This window comes from Brevibacterium sp. SMBL_HHYL_HB1 (assembly GCF_018208375.1).
GTDB classification, from domain to species: domain Bacteria; phylum Actinomycetota; class Actinomycetes; order Actinomycetales; family Brevibacteriaceae; genus Brevibacterium; species Brevibacterium intestinavium.
In genome coordinates this window covers 2,094,758-2,109,973 of record NZ_CP062936.1, presented here as the reverse complement: position 1 = coordinate 2,109,973, position 15,216 = coordinate 2,094,758, and the positions used below count along the sequence as shown (strand labels likewise).

At 67.2% G+C, this 15,216-nt stretch carries 15 protein-coding genes and 1 pseudogene; 7 read left to right on the top strand and 9 right to left on the bottom strand.

What is annotated here, in order from left to right; all coding sequences use genetic code 11:
- Position 1: 1 nt before the first annotated feature.
- The 6 genes from IG171_RS09810 to IG171_RS09785 all read left to right on the top strand — a co-directional run bounded on the left by IG171_RS09810 (position 2) and on the right by IG171_RS09785 (position 5,428).
- Positions 2-1,489, top strand: a complete 1,488-nt coding sequence (locus IG171_RS09810; RefSeq protein WP_212127294.1) for an aldehyde dehydrogenase family protein — start codon at positions 2-4, stop codon at positions 1,487-1,489.
- A 124-nt stretch (positions 1,490-1,613) separates the two neighbouring features.
- Positions 1,614-2,501: a LysR family transcriptional regulator gene (locus tag IG171_RS09805; RefSeq protein ID WP_212127293.1), complete on the top strand. Its 888-nt coding sequence runs from the start codon at positions 1,614-1,616 to the stop codon at positions 2,499-2,501.
- 48 nt (positions 2,502-2,549) lie between these two features.
- A complete protein-coding gene (locus tag IG171_RS09800; protein ID WP_212127292.1) occupies positions 2,550-2,915 on the top strand; it encodes a hypothetical protein in 366 nt (121 codons plus the stop codon).
- 175 nt (positions 2,916-3,090) lie between these two features.
- Positions 3,091-3,285, top strand: a complete 195-nt coding sequence (locus IG171_RS09795) for a hypothetical protein (RefSeq protein WP_212127291.1) — start codon at positions 3,091-3,093, stop codon at positions 3,283-3,285.
- A complete protein-coding gene (locus IG171_RS09790) occupies positions 3,282-4,820 on the top strand; it encodes a sodium/proline symporter (protein ID WP_212127290.1) in 1,539 nt (512 codons plus the stop codon). The genes IG171_RS09795 and IG171_RS09790 overlap by 4 nt, the downstream gene beginning before the upstream one ends.
- Before the next feature lie 5 nt (positions 4,821-4,825).
- Positions 4,826-5,428 carry a hypothetical protein gene (locus IG171_RS09785; protein ID WP_212127289.1) on the top strand — a complete coding sequence of 201 codons (603 nt, stop codon included), beginning with the start codon at positions 4,826-4,828 and terminating at the stop codon, positions 5,426-5,428.
- Here IG171_RS09785 and IG171_RS09780 read toward each other — a convergent pair.
- Entirely contained in the window at positions 5,403-5,828 is a 426-nt protein-coding gene (locus tag IG171_RS09780; protein WP_249203576.1) for a VOC family protein, read from the bottom strand. The two genes, IG171_RS09785 and IG171_RS09780, sit on opposite strands and share 26 nt — an antisense overlap.
- A gap of 18 nt (positions 5,829-5,846) precedes the next feature.
- Here IG171_RS09780 and IG171_RS09775 point away from each other — a divergent pair, with 18 nt between their 5' ends.
- Positions 5,847-6,821, top strand: coding sequence for a helix-turn-helix domain-containing protein (locus IG171_RS09775; protein ID WP_212127287.1), 975 nt, complete (start codon positions 5,847-5,849; stop codon positions 6,819-6,821).
- On the opposite strand, the gene IG171_RS09770 is transcribed toward IG171_RS09775, so the two are convergent.
- The 8 genes and pseudogenes from IG171_RS09770 to IG171_RS09735 form a co-directional block, all read right to left on the bottom strand.
- On the bottom strand, positions 6,808-7,608 hold the full coding sequence (locus IG171_RS09770) for an ATP-binding cassette domain-containing protein (RefSeq protein WP_249203574.1): 801 nt from the start codon (positions 7,606-7,608) through the stop codon (positions 6,808-6,810). The two genes, IG171_RS09775 and IG171_RS09770, sit on opposite strands and share 14 nt — an antisense overlap.
- Positions 7,608-8,399 carry an ABC transporter ATP-binding protein gene (locus IG171_RS09765; protein ID WP_212127286.1) on the bottom strand — a complete coding sequence of 264 codons (792 nt, stop codon included), beginning with the start codon at positions 8,397-8,399 and terminating at the stop codon, positions 7,608-7,610. Before IG171_RS09765 ends, IG171_RS09770 begins: the two co-directional genes overlap by 1 nt.
- Positions 8,396-9,349, bottom strand: a complete 954-nt coding sequence (locus tag IG171_RS09760) for an ABC transporter permease (protein WP_212127285.1) — start codon at positions 9,347-9,349, stop codon at positions 8,396-8,398. Before IG171_RS09760 ends, IG171_RS09765 begins: the two co-directional genes overlap by 4 nt.
- Positions 9,346-10,443, bottom strand: coding sequence for an ABC transporter permease (locus IG171_RS09755; protein ID WP_212127284.1), 1,098 nt, complete (start codon positions 10,441-10,443; stop codon positions 9,346-9,348). Before IG171_RS09755 ends, IG171_RS09760 begins: the two co-directional genes overlap by 4 nt.
- 2 nt (positions 10,444-10,445) lie before the next feature.
- Positions 10,446-12,014 carry an ABC transporter substrate-binding protein gene (locus IG171_RS09750; RefSeq protein WP_212127283.1) on the bottom strand — a complete coding sequence of 523 codons (1,569 nt, stop codon included), beginning with the start codon at positions 12,012-12,014 and terminating at the stop codon, positions 10,446-10,448.
- 146 nt (positions 12,015-12,160) lie between these two features.
- Positions 12,161-12,559 (bottom strand): annotated as a pseudogene (locus IG171_RS09745) (iron chelate uptake ABC transporter family permease subunit); the annotation flags it as partial.
- Positions 12,556-13,435, bottom strand: a protein-coding gene (locus tag IG171_RS09740) for an IS5 family transposase (protein ID WP_212127282.1) whose coding sequence is annotated in 2 segments (ribosomal slippage) — positions 12,556-13,077 and positions 13,079-13,435 — 879 coding nt in all. Because the reading frame shifts where the segments join, the coding sequence is not laid out codon by codon here. The pseudogene IG171_RS09745 and the gene IG171_RS09740, both read right to left, overlap by 4 nt.
- Before the next feature lie 35 nt (positions 13,436-13,470).
- Positions 13,471-15,210, bottom strand: coding sequence for an iron ABC transporter permease (locus IG171_RS09735; protein WP_249203573.1), 1,740 nt, complete (start codon positions 15,208-15,210; stop codon positions 13,471-13,473).
- Positions 15,211-15,216: the final 6 nt, after the last annotated feature.

The following is a 15,216-nucleotide window of genomic DNA, read 5'->3' as shown; positions in this document are numbered from 1 at the left end:
TATGACCGACACCGGCAAACAGGCACTGGCCGCGCTCATCGACTCCGACCGCGGGGTCTACACCACAGGCGGGTTCACCACCGGCGAAGGACCCGGCCTCGACCTCATCTCACCGATCGACGGTGAGCTCATCGGCACCGTCCGGGAGGCGTCCGAGGGCCAGCTCGACGCGGCCGTCGCCTCCGCCCGCGCCACCTTCAACGAGCGGTCCTGGGCCGATGACGGGGCCCATCGCGCCGAGGTGCTGCGCCGATTGGCCGATCTCGTCGTCGACAACGCCGAGCAGATCGCCTACCTCGACGGCATCGAGGCCGGCAAGGTCTTCGCCGACAGCGTCGCCGAAGACGTGGAGGATGTGGCAGCCAACCTGCGCTTCTCCGCCGACCTCATCTCCCGTGACGACGGCCGCCACCTGCAGGGGCCCGAGGGCTGGGGCTGGGTGCGCAGGATCCCCATCGGCGTCGTCGGCGCCATCCTGCCGTGGAATTACCCGATCGCCATGCTCGGCTGGAAGGTCGCTCCGGCCCTGGCCGCCGGCAATGCGATGATCATCAAACCCTCGGAGGACTCCACACTCAGCGCGCTGCACTTCGCGAGTCTGGCCGAGCAGGCCGGTGTGCCCGACGGCATCCTCCATGTCCTCACCGGAACCGGCGCGAACATCGGCGCCGCCATGGGGCTGCATCCCGACATCGACGTGCTCACCTTCACCGGTTCCGGCCCCGTCGGACGCTCCTTCCTCGAATCCTCCGCGAAGTCGAACCTCAAGAAGGTCTCCCTCGAGCTGGGCGGGCGGGCAGCCTACATCGTCGACGCCGAACACGCCGGTGACTTCGATGCCATCGCCTCCGACATCGCCGGTGCCGCATTCGGCACGAGCGGGCAGAACTGCACCGCCGCCTCTCGAGTGGTCTTCGTCGGTGACGATGATGCGGCCTTCGAAAGGTTCCGCTCCGCGCTCGTGGCCGCGGCCGAAGCTGTCACTGTCGGCGACCCGTTCACCGACGGCACCGACATCGGTCCCGTCATCAATGCGAAGGCCCTCGATCGGATCACCGCCTGGGTCGACGAAGCGGTGAACAAGGGAGCGCGGATCCTCAACACCACAGCCGAGGTGCCGACATCGGGGACCTGGTACCCGCCGACGGTCATCGAAGGCGTGCCCGCCGACAGCGAACTCGGACGCGGCGAGATCTTCGGCCCGCTGACCCAGCTGCTGCGCACGTCGAGCCGAGACGAGGCCGTCGCCGCGATCAACGACGAACCCTACGGTCTGGCCTCGACCGTATGGTGCGAGGATCTGGGCACCGCGAAATGGTGGTCCGACCGCATCCGGGTCGGAACTCTGGCCGTCAACGGCTACAGCGAAGGCACGGTGGCCACCCCGTTCGGCGGCCTGCGCCAGTCCGGGTTCTGGGGCCGCGACAACGGCCCCGAAGCACTCGAGACCTACCAGGAGACGATGACCGTGTGGATCGCACCTCAGTGAGCCGGGTCGGGACGGTCCGTATCAGTCGCAGAGCGTTGAGGCGGTGCCAACCGAGGAGGTCCCGGAGGCGGGAACCGCTTCTGTCAGGGTAGAGTCGAAGGCCCAACCCTGAGGAGGTGCCGGCATGGGAGTCGACGCGGAAGATGTGAGGTACTTCCACGTCCTCGCCCAGGCCGGCACCCTGGTCCGTGCGGCCAAGGAGCTCGGCGTCGACCACACCACGGTGAGCCGACGGGTCCGACGCCTCGAAGCCGCACTGGATCTGCAGCTGTTCACCCGCACCCGCAGCGGCTGGACCATCAGCCCCAACGGCGAGAGGCTGCTGCCGGCCGCCCGGATGGTCGCCCTCGGCAGCGACGCCTTCACCACCGGGGACTCTGCGCAGACGGGCCCGGAGGAGTGGACGATCCTCAGCCCCGACGGCTTCGCCGCCAGCGTGCTGACCCCGGCGTGCGTCCGCCCGCTCGGCGACGGCGACACCGTGATCACGATCATCTCCGCCCCGTCCCTGGCAGCACGGGAGGGCACTGCCTTCGACGCCGCGATCGTCCGCTCCCGGCCGAACTCGTCCGCCGTGGCCTCTCGCGCTCTGGCCGACTACGAGATCGGCCTCTACGCCCATGAGGACTATCTGTCCGAACACGGACCGATTCGCAGCCTCGACGACCTCGAAGGGCACGTGCTGGCATGGTACGCCGATGATCCGATCGCCGGAATCCCCGAATTCGAGGCGCTGCGGCCCAAACTGCCCGAACACATCCGACTGCAGTCGAACAACCTCAACGTCCACGCCCAGGCGGCCCTGTCCGGAGTCGGCTTGGCCGTCATGCCCACTTACACAGCGACCCGCAACGACGCCCTGGTCCGCATCCTGCCCGACGAGATCGGCTACCGCGGCCACTACTGGGTTCTCGTGCCGAAGACCCAGCTGCGCGGGCCGACCACACAACGGGTCCTCGACTTCCTCGCCGAGGCAGTCGCCGCCGCCGGTCTGGCCCCGCCGTCAGCCTGAGATCCGCCGACGGCCTGAGACCGGCCGAATCCGCCCTAAGATGGGGTCATGACCGACCTGAGCGCCGAACTGCAGACCGAGATCCGACGTCTGCGCATGCGCATCATCGGCCTGAACCAGCGCCGACTCGACCAGATCGGCGGGCAGTCGGAGACCGAAGACCGTTTCGATCGGCCGGCGGGACCGGAGAGCTCCCGTCGTGAGACCATCACGGCGGCGCTGGCCGAGTTCTCCGCTATCGCTTCGGACGGCCGCGAGGTCCCCGACCTCGGCGACGGGAGCCTGGCCGATCAGGTCGTCGTCCTGCTCGACCACGGTCAGCATGTGGCCGAGGCCCTGCCCGAGGCCGAGCGTGATCAGATGCTCACCCGCCTCCTCGACGCGGCAGTCGGGCTGCGACGCGGACTGGCCTGAGGCCCGCGCGTCGGCCCCCTCGCCGGAACCAGCCGACATCTGCTTCCCTCCCTGCCCTCCGAGACAGATCTGAGAGGGTTGCGAGGAGACTGACAGAACGCTGTATGCTCAGCTCCAGCAACCAGAGTTCTGACATCCAGTCAGCGTTCCGACATCACAGTGAGGTGGTTGAAGCATGTTCGGCCTACCGGCGGCCACGGTCGCCATCATCTTCGGCATCCCAGCGATCTGGGTGATCTACACGCTTGTCTTCGTCTATCTCTCCCGCGGGTGGAAGGCCGAGGATGTCGCCGAGGGCCGGGCCCGACCGACCGGCGGCGGGGATGAGTCCGGCGGCACGACCGCCTCGGCGAACGGGGGAACGGCGTGAACATCGAAACCTGGTTCCTCGTCATCTACTTCGTCGCCATGGCCGGCATCGGCGTGGCCACACTGAAGATGGGCAACAGGGACAGTGAGGGCTTCCTCCTGGGCGGGCGCAGCCTCGGCCCGGCGGTGACGGCTCTGCGCCTGCAGTCGTCATCGATGTCCGGCTACATGTTCCTCGGAGCGGGATCGCTGGCGTACACGAAGGGCTACTTCTCACTGTGGTACGCGATGGGCGACATCGGCGGAGGCGTCCTCAACCTCTCGATCCTCGGCCGGCGGATGCGCAAGCTCTCACAGATCCTCGGCTCACTGACCTCGATCGAGTACCTCGAGCACCGCTACCCCTCGCGGTGGATCCGGGCGATCGCGGCCCCCATCGCCGTGGCCTGCATCTTCTTCTACGTCATGACCCAGTTCATCGCCGGCGGTCGCGGACTGGAGATGGTCACCGGCATTCCCTACGCCTGGGCCCTGCTCATCGCCGTCGGCGTTATCGTCTTCTACACCTTCCTCGGCGGCTACCTCGCCGTGGCCTACACGGACTTCGTCCAGGCGATCATCATGCTCATCGGCATGCTGTGGATCCTCATCGGCACGATGCAGGCCATCGGCGGTTGGACGGCGGGCAATGAGGCCGTCGGACAGATCAACCCGAACCTGCTGACGATGTGGGGCCCCGACGGCTTCGAGTCCGTCCAATGGGGCGTGATCATCGGCGCGGTCCTCGTGTTCTCCATCGGCTACCTGGGCTGGCCGCACGTCAACGTCAGCCATATGGCGATGAAGCGGCCCTCGGTGGCGCGGACCGCGAGCATGTACGCCACCGGCTTCAACCTGCTGTTCATCCCCGCTCCCTACATCGTCGGCGTGATGGCGCTCATCCTGCTGCCCACCCTCGACAACCCCGAACTCGCGGTGTTCCAGGTCGCCGACACCGTGCTGCCGGACTTCGCCGTCGGCATCGTCATGGCCGGCATCATGGCCGCGATCATGTCCACCGCCGATGCCCTGCTGCTGCAGTCGGGCACGATCGCCAGCCAGGATCTGTTCCGCCGCTTCATCAAACCGGACATGTCGGACAGGCAGTCGGTGTGGATCTCCCGGTTCACCGTCCTCATCCTCGCGATCATCGGCTACTGGGTCGCCGTCAACGACCCGCCCTCGGTCGCCGAGGTCGCGATCTTCGCCACCACCGTCCTCGGCGCCGCCTTCGTGCCCGCCTATGTGGCCGCGGCCTGGTGGAAGAAGGCGAACGTGCCCGGCGCGATCGCCTCGATGATCCTCGGCACCGTGTCCTCGGTGGGCTGGCAGCTGGCCGGCCTCGTCGACAGCACGGGCATCGACCCAATGGGCATCGGAATCGTGTGCTCGACACTGGCGATCATCATCGTGTCCCTGGCCACGCAGAGGTCTCACCCGGTGCCCGACCACGTGCTCGCCGCGCTCCGGGAGACCGAGAAGATCGGCGCCATTCCCGCTCATATGCTCGCCGGACAGAACGACGCCCTGGCCGGGCAGCTGCCGAAGGACGTGTGAGGCGGATGAGCGCCGATCTCGGGGCCGAGCCGGAGGACGAACTGTCCGTCGTCGAACCCGTGCGGATGGATCCGCACATCACCGCCGCCGAGGCGCTCGCCGTCTTCCGTCGCAAACTGCCCGGCGCGGTCGCCGAGGCCCGGGAGGTCCACCACCCGTTCTGGTGGGCGGCGCTGCGGGTGCGCACCCGCAGGCTGCTGAAGCGTTCCTCGCAACGACCGGGACAGTCGATGAATGTCCTCGTCAACGCGGTGTCCGGGCGAGCGATGATCGCTGACTTCGCACCCGTGGGAACAGCGGTGACCGCGCAGCAGTGGTCGGCGCTGCTGGACGAGCACGGTGACCGGTCCCGGCTGCCCAGCCGGTCCGAGGCGGATCGGGCGGCACGCGCCCTGGCCCGGGCCGAGGTCGTCAGAACGGTGAAGCTCGGCATGGGCATCGACATCTCACCGGCGAACGGGCATGGCCTGCGCGGACTGCTCAAACCCAATTGGCTCGTGACCGGGGCGAACGCGAAGCACTCGGCGACGATCCTCGTCGACGGACTCGACTCGTCCCATTTCATCGTGCGAGTCGAGAGGCTCAGCCCCAGTTCCTCGCATCCGTGATGCAGAAGGGGTGGCCCGCGGGGTCGATGAGCACGACCCAGGTCTCACCCGGTTGCGGGTCGGCGCGTGAGGCACCGAGTTCCACACAGCGAGCCGCTGCCGCCTCGAGATCATCGGCGGCGAGGTCGAGGTGGAACTGCTTGTGCCCGTCGTCGGGCCAGTTCGGCGGCCGGTAGTCGGGAATCGTGCCTATTCCCAGGGCATGGCTCGGGCCGGTGAGCATGGCATAGTTCTCGTCCGAGTAGGCCACCGGCCACCCGAGCACGGCGGAATAGAATTCGCCGAGTGCCGCAGCATCTGGGGCGTCGAGGGTGACCATGGCCAGCCGGGCGACGGGGGCAGGGTCAGCGACGCCCGGCGCGCTGACGGTCTGGGCGTCGGCCTTCTGCGTGTCAGTCATGTCTGCCATTGTGGTGACATGGACGATGAGGTCGATAGGAAAAAGGCGTCACCGGTCTCTCGAGCGCCCGAGCACTTCTTCGGGCGGGTGCTCAGACCCGGTGAGCTGCTCGATCACGCACGGTATTCCACGCCCCGGACGGTGTCGGAGCAGCTGCGGCCCTTCGTCAAACGCTATTGGGCCGTCGAATGGGACCTTCCGGCGGGCGAGAGCTATCAGACGTCGACGGTCTCGGAGCCGACTGTCAACCTGACCTTCGAATTCGGGTCCAGCAGGCGAGCGAACACCGATGGGCCGGGCGTGTGGGTGACCGGACCGGTGACCGAGAGGCTCTTCGATGTGGGGATCTTCGGCCGGGGTGGTGTCTTCGGGGTGAACTTCCACCTCGGTGCCACGCTGGCGTTTGCGGACCTGTCGCCGTCTGGCATCCGCAACTCGACCGTCGCCGCCGCCGAATGGTTCCCCACTCTGGAGGCCGACCTCGGGCTGGCCGGTGCGTTCTCACCCGCGTCGACGGTGGAGTCCTGCCTGCACGAGACCGGGGGAGTGCGGGCCGGCCAGCCGCAGGGCGATCGGGCCGTCGGTGGGTTCGACCTCGCCGGTCTGGCTGAGTCAGTCGAGGGGTGGCTGCTCTCGCGTCGACCGCAGGTGTCTCAGGGCTACAGTCGCCTGCAGCATGTGCTCGACGTTCTCGCCGACCCCGAGGTCGTCAGTCTGCGGCTCCTGTCGCAGCGCACGGGGATCGGGGAGCGTACACTGCAGCGGATGTTCGACCGATACTGCGGTGTCGGTGTGAAGAAGATCCTGGCCAGGGCTCGGATCATCGACGCCGTCGGCGCCCTCGACCGCGGATGGGACGGCTCCCTGGCCGACCTCGGTGCACACTACGGATGGTTCGATCAGTCCCATTTCGGCGCCGACTTCCTCAATGTCACCGGATACAGTCCGGGAGAATATGCGCGCAGGAGTCCGACGCGGTTCAACCGGGGATGATCCCCTTGCCGTCGACCTTCGGGATCGCGGCCAGCAGCTTCTTCGTATACGCATGCTGGGGGTCGTTCCAGATCTGCTCGGTCGTTCCGACCTCGACGATCCGTCCGGCCTCCATCACGGCCACCCGGTCGGCGATCTCCCGGACGACGGCGAGGTCGTGGCTGATGAAGAGCATCGAGGCGCCCGCGTCGATCGCGAGGGTTCGCATCATCCGTGCGATCCTCGCCTGCAGGAACGCATCGAGTGAGGAGATCGGCTCATCACCGATGAGCACCTTCGGGCCCACGGCCAAGGCGCGGGCGATGGCGATGCGTTGGCGCTGCCCGCCGGAGAACGCGTGCGGGAAGCGCTGCGCCGAGTCGGCGGGCAGGTCGACTGCGGCGAGCAGCGCGTCGACCGTCCAGTCGCTGTCGGGATCGAGCGCCAGACCGTCGGCGATCTGATCGCCGATCCGGCGTCGGGGGTTGAGCGAGGCGTAGGGGTTCTGGAAGACCATCTGAATGCCCAGCTGCTCTTGGGCCCGTCGTCCCAGCCCCATCTTCTTCACCGGATGCCCTCCGAAGGTGATCGTGCCTCCGGCGGTTCTCTCGAGACCGCAGATGAGCTTCGCCAGGGTGGACTTGCCGCAGCCGGATTCGCCGACCAGGCCGAGGACTTCGGAATGACCGAGGGTGAGTGAGACCCCGTCGACGGCGCGGAAGCGGGCTCCGCTGCCGAGCCGGTACTCGCAGCCGACCTCGTTGAGCTCGAGCAGCGGGCGCTCAGGGGTCTCGTCGCTCGTCGCCATCAGCGGTTCACCTCCGCCGCGGGCAGGGAGTCGATGAGGGACCGGGTGTACTCGTGCTCGGGAGCGGTGATCACCGGTTCCCGGTCACCGGATTCGACGACGATGCCGTCCTTCATCACGACGATGGTGTCAGCGACCGAGGACAGGACCCCGAAGTCGTGGGTGACGAGGAGGACCGCGAGGCTGAGATCGTCGCAGAGTTCACGCAGCAGCCTGAGGATCCCGGCCTGGACGGTCACATCGAGAGCCGTGGTCGGCTCATCGGCGATGAGCACCTGGGGATCGCAGATGATCGCCGAGGCGAACGCGATGCGCTGGAGCTGTCCGCCTGAGAACTGGTGCGGGTACTTCCTCACCGCCTCCTCGGGATGGGGGACCTTCGTGCGTTCGAGGATGTGCACGGCCCGGTCGAGGGCCTCCTTCTTCGAGACCTTCCGGTGGTGTCGGAGATGGTCGGTGATCTGGTCGCCGACGGTCAGCATCGGGTGGAACGCCGAGGCGGGATCCTGGAACACCATCGCCAGCGCCCTCCCGCGCAGCCGGTTGTGCTCCTTGGCGGGCATGCCGACGAGCTCCCGGTCGTCGAAGCGGATGCTGCCGGACAGGACCGATCCCTGCGGGGACAGGCCCATGATCGCCATGCCCGTCTGGGTCTTGCCCGAGCCCGAGGCGCCGGCGACGCCGGTGATGCGTCCGGGCTCGAGGTCGAAGGAGACATCGCGCAGGATGGGCTTCTCGGTCTGCTTCGTGACCACGGTCAGACTGAGGTCTCTGATGGCAACGGCGCTCATGAGGTCTGCTCACCGACTTCCTGTGCAGTGTGGGGATCGAGGGTGTCGCGGAGGCTGTCGCCGATGAAGTTGAACGCCATGACGATCGTGAGGATGCACAGACCGGGGAAGAACGCGATCCACCAGGCCGCGAACTGGGACACCCCTTCACTGACCATGGCACCCCAGTCGGGTGTCGGCGGGACCACGCCGAGGGAGAGGAAGGACAGGCCGGCCATGGTCAGAATGGCGGAACCGACGTCGAGGGTGGCCAGGACGATGACGGGGGACAGGACGTTCGGTGCGATCTCGCGGATGAGTGATTTTCCGGCGCTGAAGCCCAGCAGTCGGCCGGCGACGACGTATTCGCTGCCGCGCGAGGTCATCACCAACGATCTGGTGACACGGGCGTAGGAGGGCCAGGAGACCAGCAGGATCGCGATGATCGCGTTCTTCAGGCCCGGTCCGAGTGCCGCGGCGATGACCATGGCGAGGATGATCGTGGGGAACGCGAAGACGAGATCGGCGAAGCGCATGATGATCTCGTCGACGGCGCGACCGAAGTATCCGGCGATGGCGCCGAGCGTGGATCCGATCACCGCGGAGCAGATGACGACGAACACCGCGGCCGGCAGCGTGGTCTGCGCTGAGACGATCAGACGCGAGAAGACGTCTCGGCCGAGTGTGTCGGTGCCCAGCAGGTTCTGGCCGCCGGGCGGAGCCAGGCGGGAGAAGTCCTGGGCCAGGGGATTGAACGGGGCCAGCTGCTGGGCGAAGATCGCCACGAGCAGCCAGATGAGGAGGATGACGCCGCCGACGATGCCCAGTGGAGTGCGCAGGGCCTTGGGCACGCGCAGGCGGCGACGTCTGAGTCCACGCTCCAGGAGTTCTCCGGTCCCGGGAGGCGGACCCGCATCCGCGGTGCCGGCGGCGGTCGCCTCGGTGCCGGTTCTGTCGGGACGGCGGCTCATTGGACCCTCACTCTCGGGTCGACGAAACCGTAGATGAGGTCGACGATGAAGTTGACGAGGATGTAGACGATGCCGATGACGAGGCCGACGCCCATGATCACGGGCAGGTCGAGTGTGGTGGCTCCGCGGAAGGCGTACTGGCCGATGCCGTTCCAGGCGAAGACGGTCTCGGTGAGCACCGCCCCGGACAGCAGCGAGCCGAAGGCGAGACCGACGACCGTGATGATCGGGACGAGGGCTCCGCGGAAGATGTATTTGAATACGACGGTGCGTCGCGGCAGGCCCTTGGCCCGAGCCGCGGTGACATAGTCCTGTTTGATGATGTCGAGAACGCTCGAGCGGCTGAAGCGGGTGAGCAGACCGATGGTGAACAGTGCGAGCACGCACGAGGGCAGGATCAGGTGGCCGAGCGCGTTGGCGAACGTGGCCGTCTGCCCGGCGAGCAGGGAATCGAGGGTGAACAGCCCGGTGACACGCGGCGGGGGAGTCATCCACGGGTCGAGGCGGCCGGCACCGGGGACGACACGCAGCTGGAAGAAGAACACGTAGTAGCCGACGGCGGCGATCCAGAACGTCGGGGCCGAGATGCCGATGAGGCTGAGCGTGCGGATCGCATGATCGATGAAGGTGTTCTGCTTCAGCGCACTGGCCAGACCGAGCATGAGGCCCAGCAGCACGGAGATGACGATCGCGCCGATGCCGAGCTCGATCGAGGCGGGGAAGACCTGGCCGATGGACTCCAGCACGGGCACGCGGGTCTGGTTGGACACGCCGAGGTCGCCGTGGAGCAGGTTCGACAGGTAGGTGAAGTACTGGACGATGAGCGGTTCGTCGAGTCCGAGCCGCTGCCGGGTCTGGGCCACGATCTCCGGATCCGCGGCCGCCCGGTCACCGAGGATCGCGGCGACCGGGTCGGTCGGAACCAGATTCGTCAACAGGAACGTCACGATGGTCACGCCCCAGATCAGCAGGATCGAGATGCCCACCCTGATGAGGACATAACGCAGCAGCGGCGGGATCCTCGGTGGTCTGATCCGCTGTGCCCGGTCGTTCGCGGCCTCTGCGGTGATGCTGTCGGTGGTGTCGACCGACATTCTCACTCGGCTTTCGCGAAGTCGAACGAGACGTCGGCGTTGGACACGTACTTCGTGATGCTGTTGCCGACGGCGACCGTGGCCACCGGCTGGACCAGCGGGATCCACACGCCGGTGTCGGTGGTGGCCTTGAACAGCTTCGCGTAGGCGGCATCGCGGTCTTCGCCCTTGGCCTCCTCGGCTTCGTCGGCCAGCTCCATCAGTGCGGGTTCGTCACCCTTCTCCCAGTTGACACGATCGGCGACGCTGCCGCCGGGGATGAAGACGTTGTAGTTCGTCGGATCCGGGAAGTCCGCGCCCCACGTGCCGATGCCCATCGGCTGTTCGGCCGCGCGGAATCCGTCGAGCTGGGTGGTGCTCGGGGCGGGTTTGAGTTCGAGACTGATGCCGGCCTCCTTGAGCTGGGCCTGCAGAGTTTCGGCCAGCTGGGCGAGGTCGACGCCGTTGACGGCCTGGTCGCTCGAGTAGTGGAAGGGCACCTTCTCACCGTCGTAGCCGGCCTTCTTCAGCAGCTTCTTCGCCTTGTCCAGGTCGCGCTCGGGCGCCTCATCCTGCGGCACCGCACCGATGAACTCGTTGGGCACGAGACTGGCCATCCGTTGGGCGCCCTCACCGCCGAGTTCGACGAGCTTGTCGTAGTCGATGGCCGCCATCACGGCCTTCCGGAAGTCCGGGTCCGCCGCCGGTCCGCCGATGTCGGCGTCGGTGTTGTTGAAGATGTAGAGGCTGCGCGTCGACGGCAGGCTCGCGATCTGAGCCATGGACTCATCGAGTGTGGCGACCTGATCGGGGTTGAGGTCGAAGGCGACCTGAGCCTGCCCCGATTGGATGTCGGTCAGCTGGGTGTCGGCGGAGACGTTGCGCAGCACGACCTTCTTGTACTTCGGTGCAGGGCCGCTGTAGTGCTCATTGGCCGTGAGCACGACCTGACTGTCGGGCTTGTAGGTCTCGACCTGATAGGGGCCCGAGCCCTGCGAATTCTCGTTGAGGAACTGCTCGGCATCATCGTCCTCGCCCGTGGAGCCGCCGTTGTCCTCGACGACCTTGGAATTGACGATGCCGATGGACGAATTGGGCAGGATGTACGGCAGCGCCGGATTCGGCTCCTCGCTCTTCAGTTCGACGGTCTCATCGTCGACCTTCTCGACATTGACGCCGTCGAGGAAGAAGGACGGATTGCCCTTCAGCCCCTGCAGCCGCTCGAAGGAGAAGACGATGTCGTCGACGGTGACCGGATCGCCGTTGGAGAACTTCGCGTCCTTCTCCTTGAGAGTCAGCGTCATCGTCTTCTGATCATCGGACATCTCGAAGGAGCACAGTCCGTCGGTGGGTTTCGTCAGATCGCCGTCCTCGAACTCCAGCGCCGTCTGGTAGACGGCATTGTCGATCGTCGATCCGGTGAACTCGAACTGTCGGTGCGGATCGATCGTCTTGAGGTTGAACGCCGTCTCCGCGACGATCGTGTGACCAGCACCGCCGGCATCGTCGGAGTCGGTGCTGCAGGCGGCCAGGCCCGCGGTGAGAGCGAGCGTCGAGCAGACCGCCACGAACGTGCGGGTCAGGCGCCTCATATGTGATCTTCCTTACGTGAGGTGTTTTCAATCACATTAGAGCTGAAATTCCGCCCCTGCAATTCGACTTGCCACAAAACTGGGAGGTTTCCACTGTGGGCATCCGACAACGACCCACACGGCGCTCTGCGAACGAAGGTTCGGACTCAGGCCCTCGTCCGCGCCAGCAGATAGACGAAGTAGGGCGCGCCGATGAGGGCGACGATGAGGCCGGCGGGGACCTGCGCCGGAGCGATGACCGTGCGGCCGATCGTATCGGCGGCGATGAGCCCACCGGCTCCGAGCAGGATCGCCACCGGCACGACCCGACGATGCCGGGCCCCGACGAGCGCGCGAGCCGCATGCGGGGCGACGAGGCCGATGAAGCCGACGACCCCGACGGCCGAGACGCTGACGGCGGCGAGCACCGCCGCGGTGACGAGCACCCCGAGGCGGACGGGTTCGCGGGCGATGCCGACCAGCCTCGGCGTATCGTCGTCGAGGGCGAGCAGGTCGAGCTCCCGGGTCCACACGAATGCCAGCGGGATCGCGATGACGAGCACTAGGGCGTGTCTGATAAATGCTGTAACCAAGCAATGACACCGTTGAGCACGACAGCGGCTCGATAGACGACGGCGAGTTTGTCGTAACGAGTGGCCAGTCCTCGCCACTGCTTCAAACGGGCATAACCGCGCTCGATGACATTGCGACCCTTGTACTTGATCGCGTCGAACTTCGGCGGACGACCACCCTTTGATCCTCGCCGGAGCCGATGACCTTTCTGATCGGACGGTTCGGAGATGACGGCCTCGATCTTCCGCGACCGCAGCAGTGACCGATTCGCTCTCGATGAGTAGGCCTTGTCACCGAGGACCGCGTCTGGACGGGTGCGCCGACCGACCTGAAGGTTCTCCAGCAGCGGAGCGAGCATCGGGCTGTCGCCGTCCTGGCCGGCGGTGCAGATCGACACCAACGGCAGCCCGTGGCCATCGACGAGCTGATGAATCTTTGTCGACAAGCCTCCGCGGGAGCGGCCGAAGGCGTGGTCAGGCGACTCTGTGGCCAGATCCTTGTAATTCGACGAGTCCCTTTTTTACGCGGCTGATGTTCGTCGCGTGTTGGTGTGCGCGAGCGATCGTGGAGTCGACTGAGACGGTGAAGTCGACTTTGTCATTCTTTGCCGCGTGGGCAGTCAGAGCCTGGTGGATGGCATCCCAGGTGCCGTCGGCGGCGAGGCGGCGGTGCCAGGTCCACACAGTCTGCCATTTGCCGAAGGTCTCGGGCAGATCGCGCCAGGCGATACCGGTGCGGTAGCGGTAGATGATGCCCTCGATCATCTGTCGGGGATCGGAGAACGGGCGGCCTCGTCGGCCGGTCGGTGCCGGGAGGTAGTCGGCGATGAGAGCCCATTGGTCATCAGTGAGTAGTTGGAATCGAGACACGATTCCAGGGTTTCAGAATCCCGCCGGGAAATTTATCAGACACGCCCTAGGGCCACGGGCGCGACATCGGCCCACACCCTGCCGTAGGTCGACCCGGACAGCCAGGTGAACAGGGCGGGGGTGTCCCAAGGATCGGCCCGGATGAGGAAGAGCGTGGTCAGGGCCGTGAACCCGTACCACATGCCGATGCCCACGAGCACGAGTCGGTCCGTGTTCATCCCGCCCCGCCAGGCCAGGGCGTAGACGAGGCCGAAGGCCAGCAGGGCCGCGACGATCCCGACGGTGGAGATCAGGACGACGGTGGCACCCGGGACGATCGTGGTCACGATGACCGCGCCGAGGCCGGCCCCGCCGGTGATGCCGAGCAGGCCGGGTTCGGCCAGCGGATTGCGGGCACTGGCCTGGACGAGGGTGCCGGACAGTGCGAGGGCGGCCCCGGCCGCCAGCGCCGCCGCGACCCTGGGAGCGCGGGAGTCGAGGGCGAAGTCGATGACCGGTGCGGCCCGGTCGCTGAGCCACAGAGCGACATCGCCGAGGAGGTAGAAGCGGTCCCCGGACAGCAGCGCGATGATCGCGGCGGCGGCGACGAACAGGCATCCGCAGGCGATGACGATGATCGCCCGCCGCCGGCCGTCCACTCGGGAGCGTGCCGCCGAGGTGGCCTGTGCGGGGCCCGCGGTGCGCATGGACCGAGCGAGGACGACGAGGAGGATGGCGCCGAAGATCGTCGTCGTCACCCCCGCCGGCAGGGTGATCGCCTCGGTGGCGCCGATGACTTCGCGCAGCAGTGCATCGGCGACGATGACGATGATCGCGCCGGTGATCGCCGTGACCGGAATGAGCACGGCATGCTTGGCCAGCACGGGAACCGGCCGGGACAGCAGGCGGGCGATGACCGGGGAGCAGAGCCCGACGAAGCCGATCGGTCCGGCCAGAGTCACCGCTGTGGCGGTGAGGACGACGGCCAGCAGGATCCCGATGGCCCGGGTCGAACGGATCCGCACGCCGAGCACCGAGGCCGCGTCGTCGCCGAGGCTGAGCAGGTCGAGGCGACGGGAGAGCAGGACCGCCGCGACGAAGATGAGACCGATGACGGGGATGGCGCGGACGGCGGCGGTGCCGTCGAGCTGATTGAGCGTTCCCGACCCCCAGGAGTACAGACTCGTCGTCTCCTCGGCGAAGAGGATCAGCAGCGTCGAGGTCCCGGCCTGCAGGGCCATGGCCGTGGCCGTGCCGGCGAGGACGAGTCGGGTCGTCGAGGCCGCCGCACCGCCGGCGAGACCGAGCACGAGGGCCGCCGCGGCCAGGCCGCCGACGAAGGCGACCCCGCCGGTGGCCCAGACCGGCAGAGCGATGCCGAAGGCCGTGACCACGGTGACGGCGAAATAGGAGCCGCCGGTGACCGCGAGCGTGTCCGGCGAGGCCAGGGGGTTGCGGGCCAAGGACTGGAACAGGGCACCGGCCACACCCAGGGCGATGCCGACGAGGATGCCCGCACCCACCCGCGGCAGGCGGGATCCGAGCAGGATGTCACGGACGCTCGGGCCCGCCTCGGCGGGGGAGGCCGTGCCGGTCATCGCCGCGATCAGGTCCCGGACGCCGATTCCCGATGTGCCCTGAGTGATGTGCCAGGCCGAGACCATGGCGAGGACGACGAGGAGCCCGAGCAGGACCACGGCGGCCGAGACCGCGTCGACGACCCCTCCGCCACGGCGGAAGCCAGGGGTCTGCCCGGCCGCGTCCGCGGCTGCGGTCAGGGACATCGTCGTGGGCACGGTCGA

Bases quoted from the DNA above. Each gene is read 5' to 3' on its own strand.
- IG171_RS09765 (WP_212127286.1), bottom strand. From the start codon at position 8,399: ATGAGCGCCGTTGCCATCAGAGACCTCAGTCTGACCGTGGTCACGAAG.
- IG171_RS09770 (WP_249203574.1), bottom strand. From the start codon at position 7,608: ATGGCGACGAGCGACGAGACCCCTGAGCGCCCGCTGCTCGAGCTCAAC.
- IG171_RS09780 (WP_249203576.1), bottom strand. From the start codon at position 5,828: ATGACTGACACGCAGAAGGCCGACGCCCAGACCGTCAGCGCGCCGGGC.
- IG171_RS09760 (WP_212127285.1), bottom strand. From the start codon at position 9,349: ATGAGCCGCCGTCCCGACAGAACCGGCACCGAGGCGACCGCCGCCGGC.
- IG171_RS09800 (WP_212127292.1), top strand. From the start codon at position 2,550: ATGACCGACCTGAGCGCCGAACTGCAGACCGAGATCCGACGTCTGCGC.
- IG171_RS09810 (WP_212127294.1), top strand. From the start codon at position 2: ATGACCGACACCGGCAAACAGGCACTGGCCGCGCTCATCGACTCCGAC.
- IG171_RS09785 (WP_212127289.1), top strand. From the start codon at position 4,826: ATGAGCGCCGATCTCGGGGCCGAGCCGGAGGACGAACTGTCCGTCGTC.
- IG171_RS09805 (WP_212127293.1), top strand. From the start codon at position 1,614: ATGGGAGTCGACGCGGAAGATGTGAGGTACTTCCACGTCCTCGCCCAG.
- IG171_RS09795 (WP_212127291.1), top strand. From the start codon at position 3,091: ATGTTCGGCCTACCGGCGGCCACGGTCGCCATCATCTTCGGCATCCCA.
- IG171_RS09750 (WP_212127283.1), bottom strand. From the start codon at position 12,014: ATGAGGCGCCTGACCCGCACGTTCGTGGCGGTCTGCTCGACGCTCGCT.
- IG171_RS09775 (WP_212127287.1), top strand. From the start codon at position 5,847: ATGGACGATGAGGTCGATAGGAAAAAGGCGTCACCGGTCTCTCGAGCG.
- IG171_RS09755 (WP_212127284.1), bottom strand. From the start codon at position 10,443: ATGTCGGTCGACACCACCGACAGCATCACCGCAGAGGCCGCGAACGAC.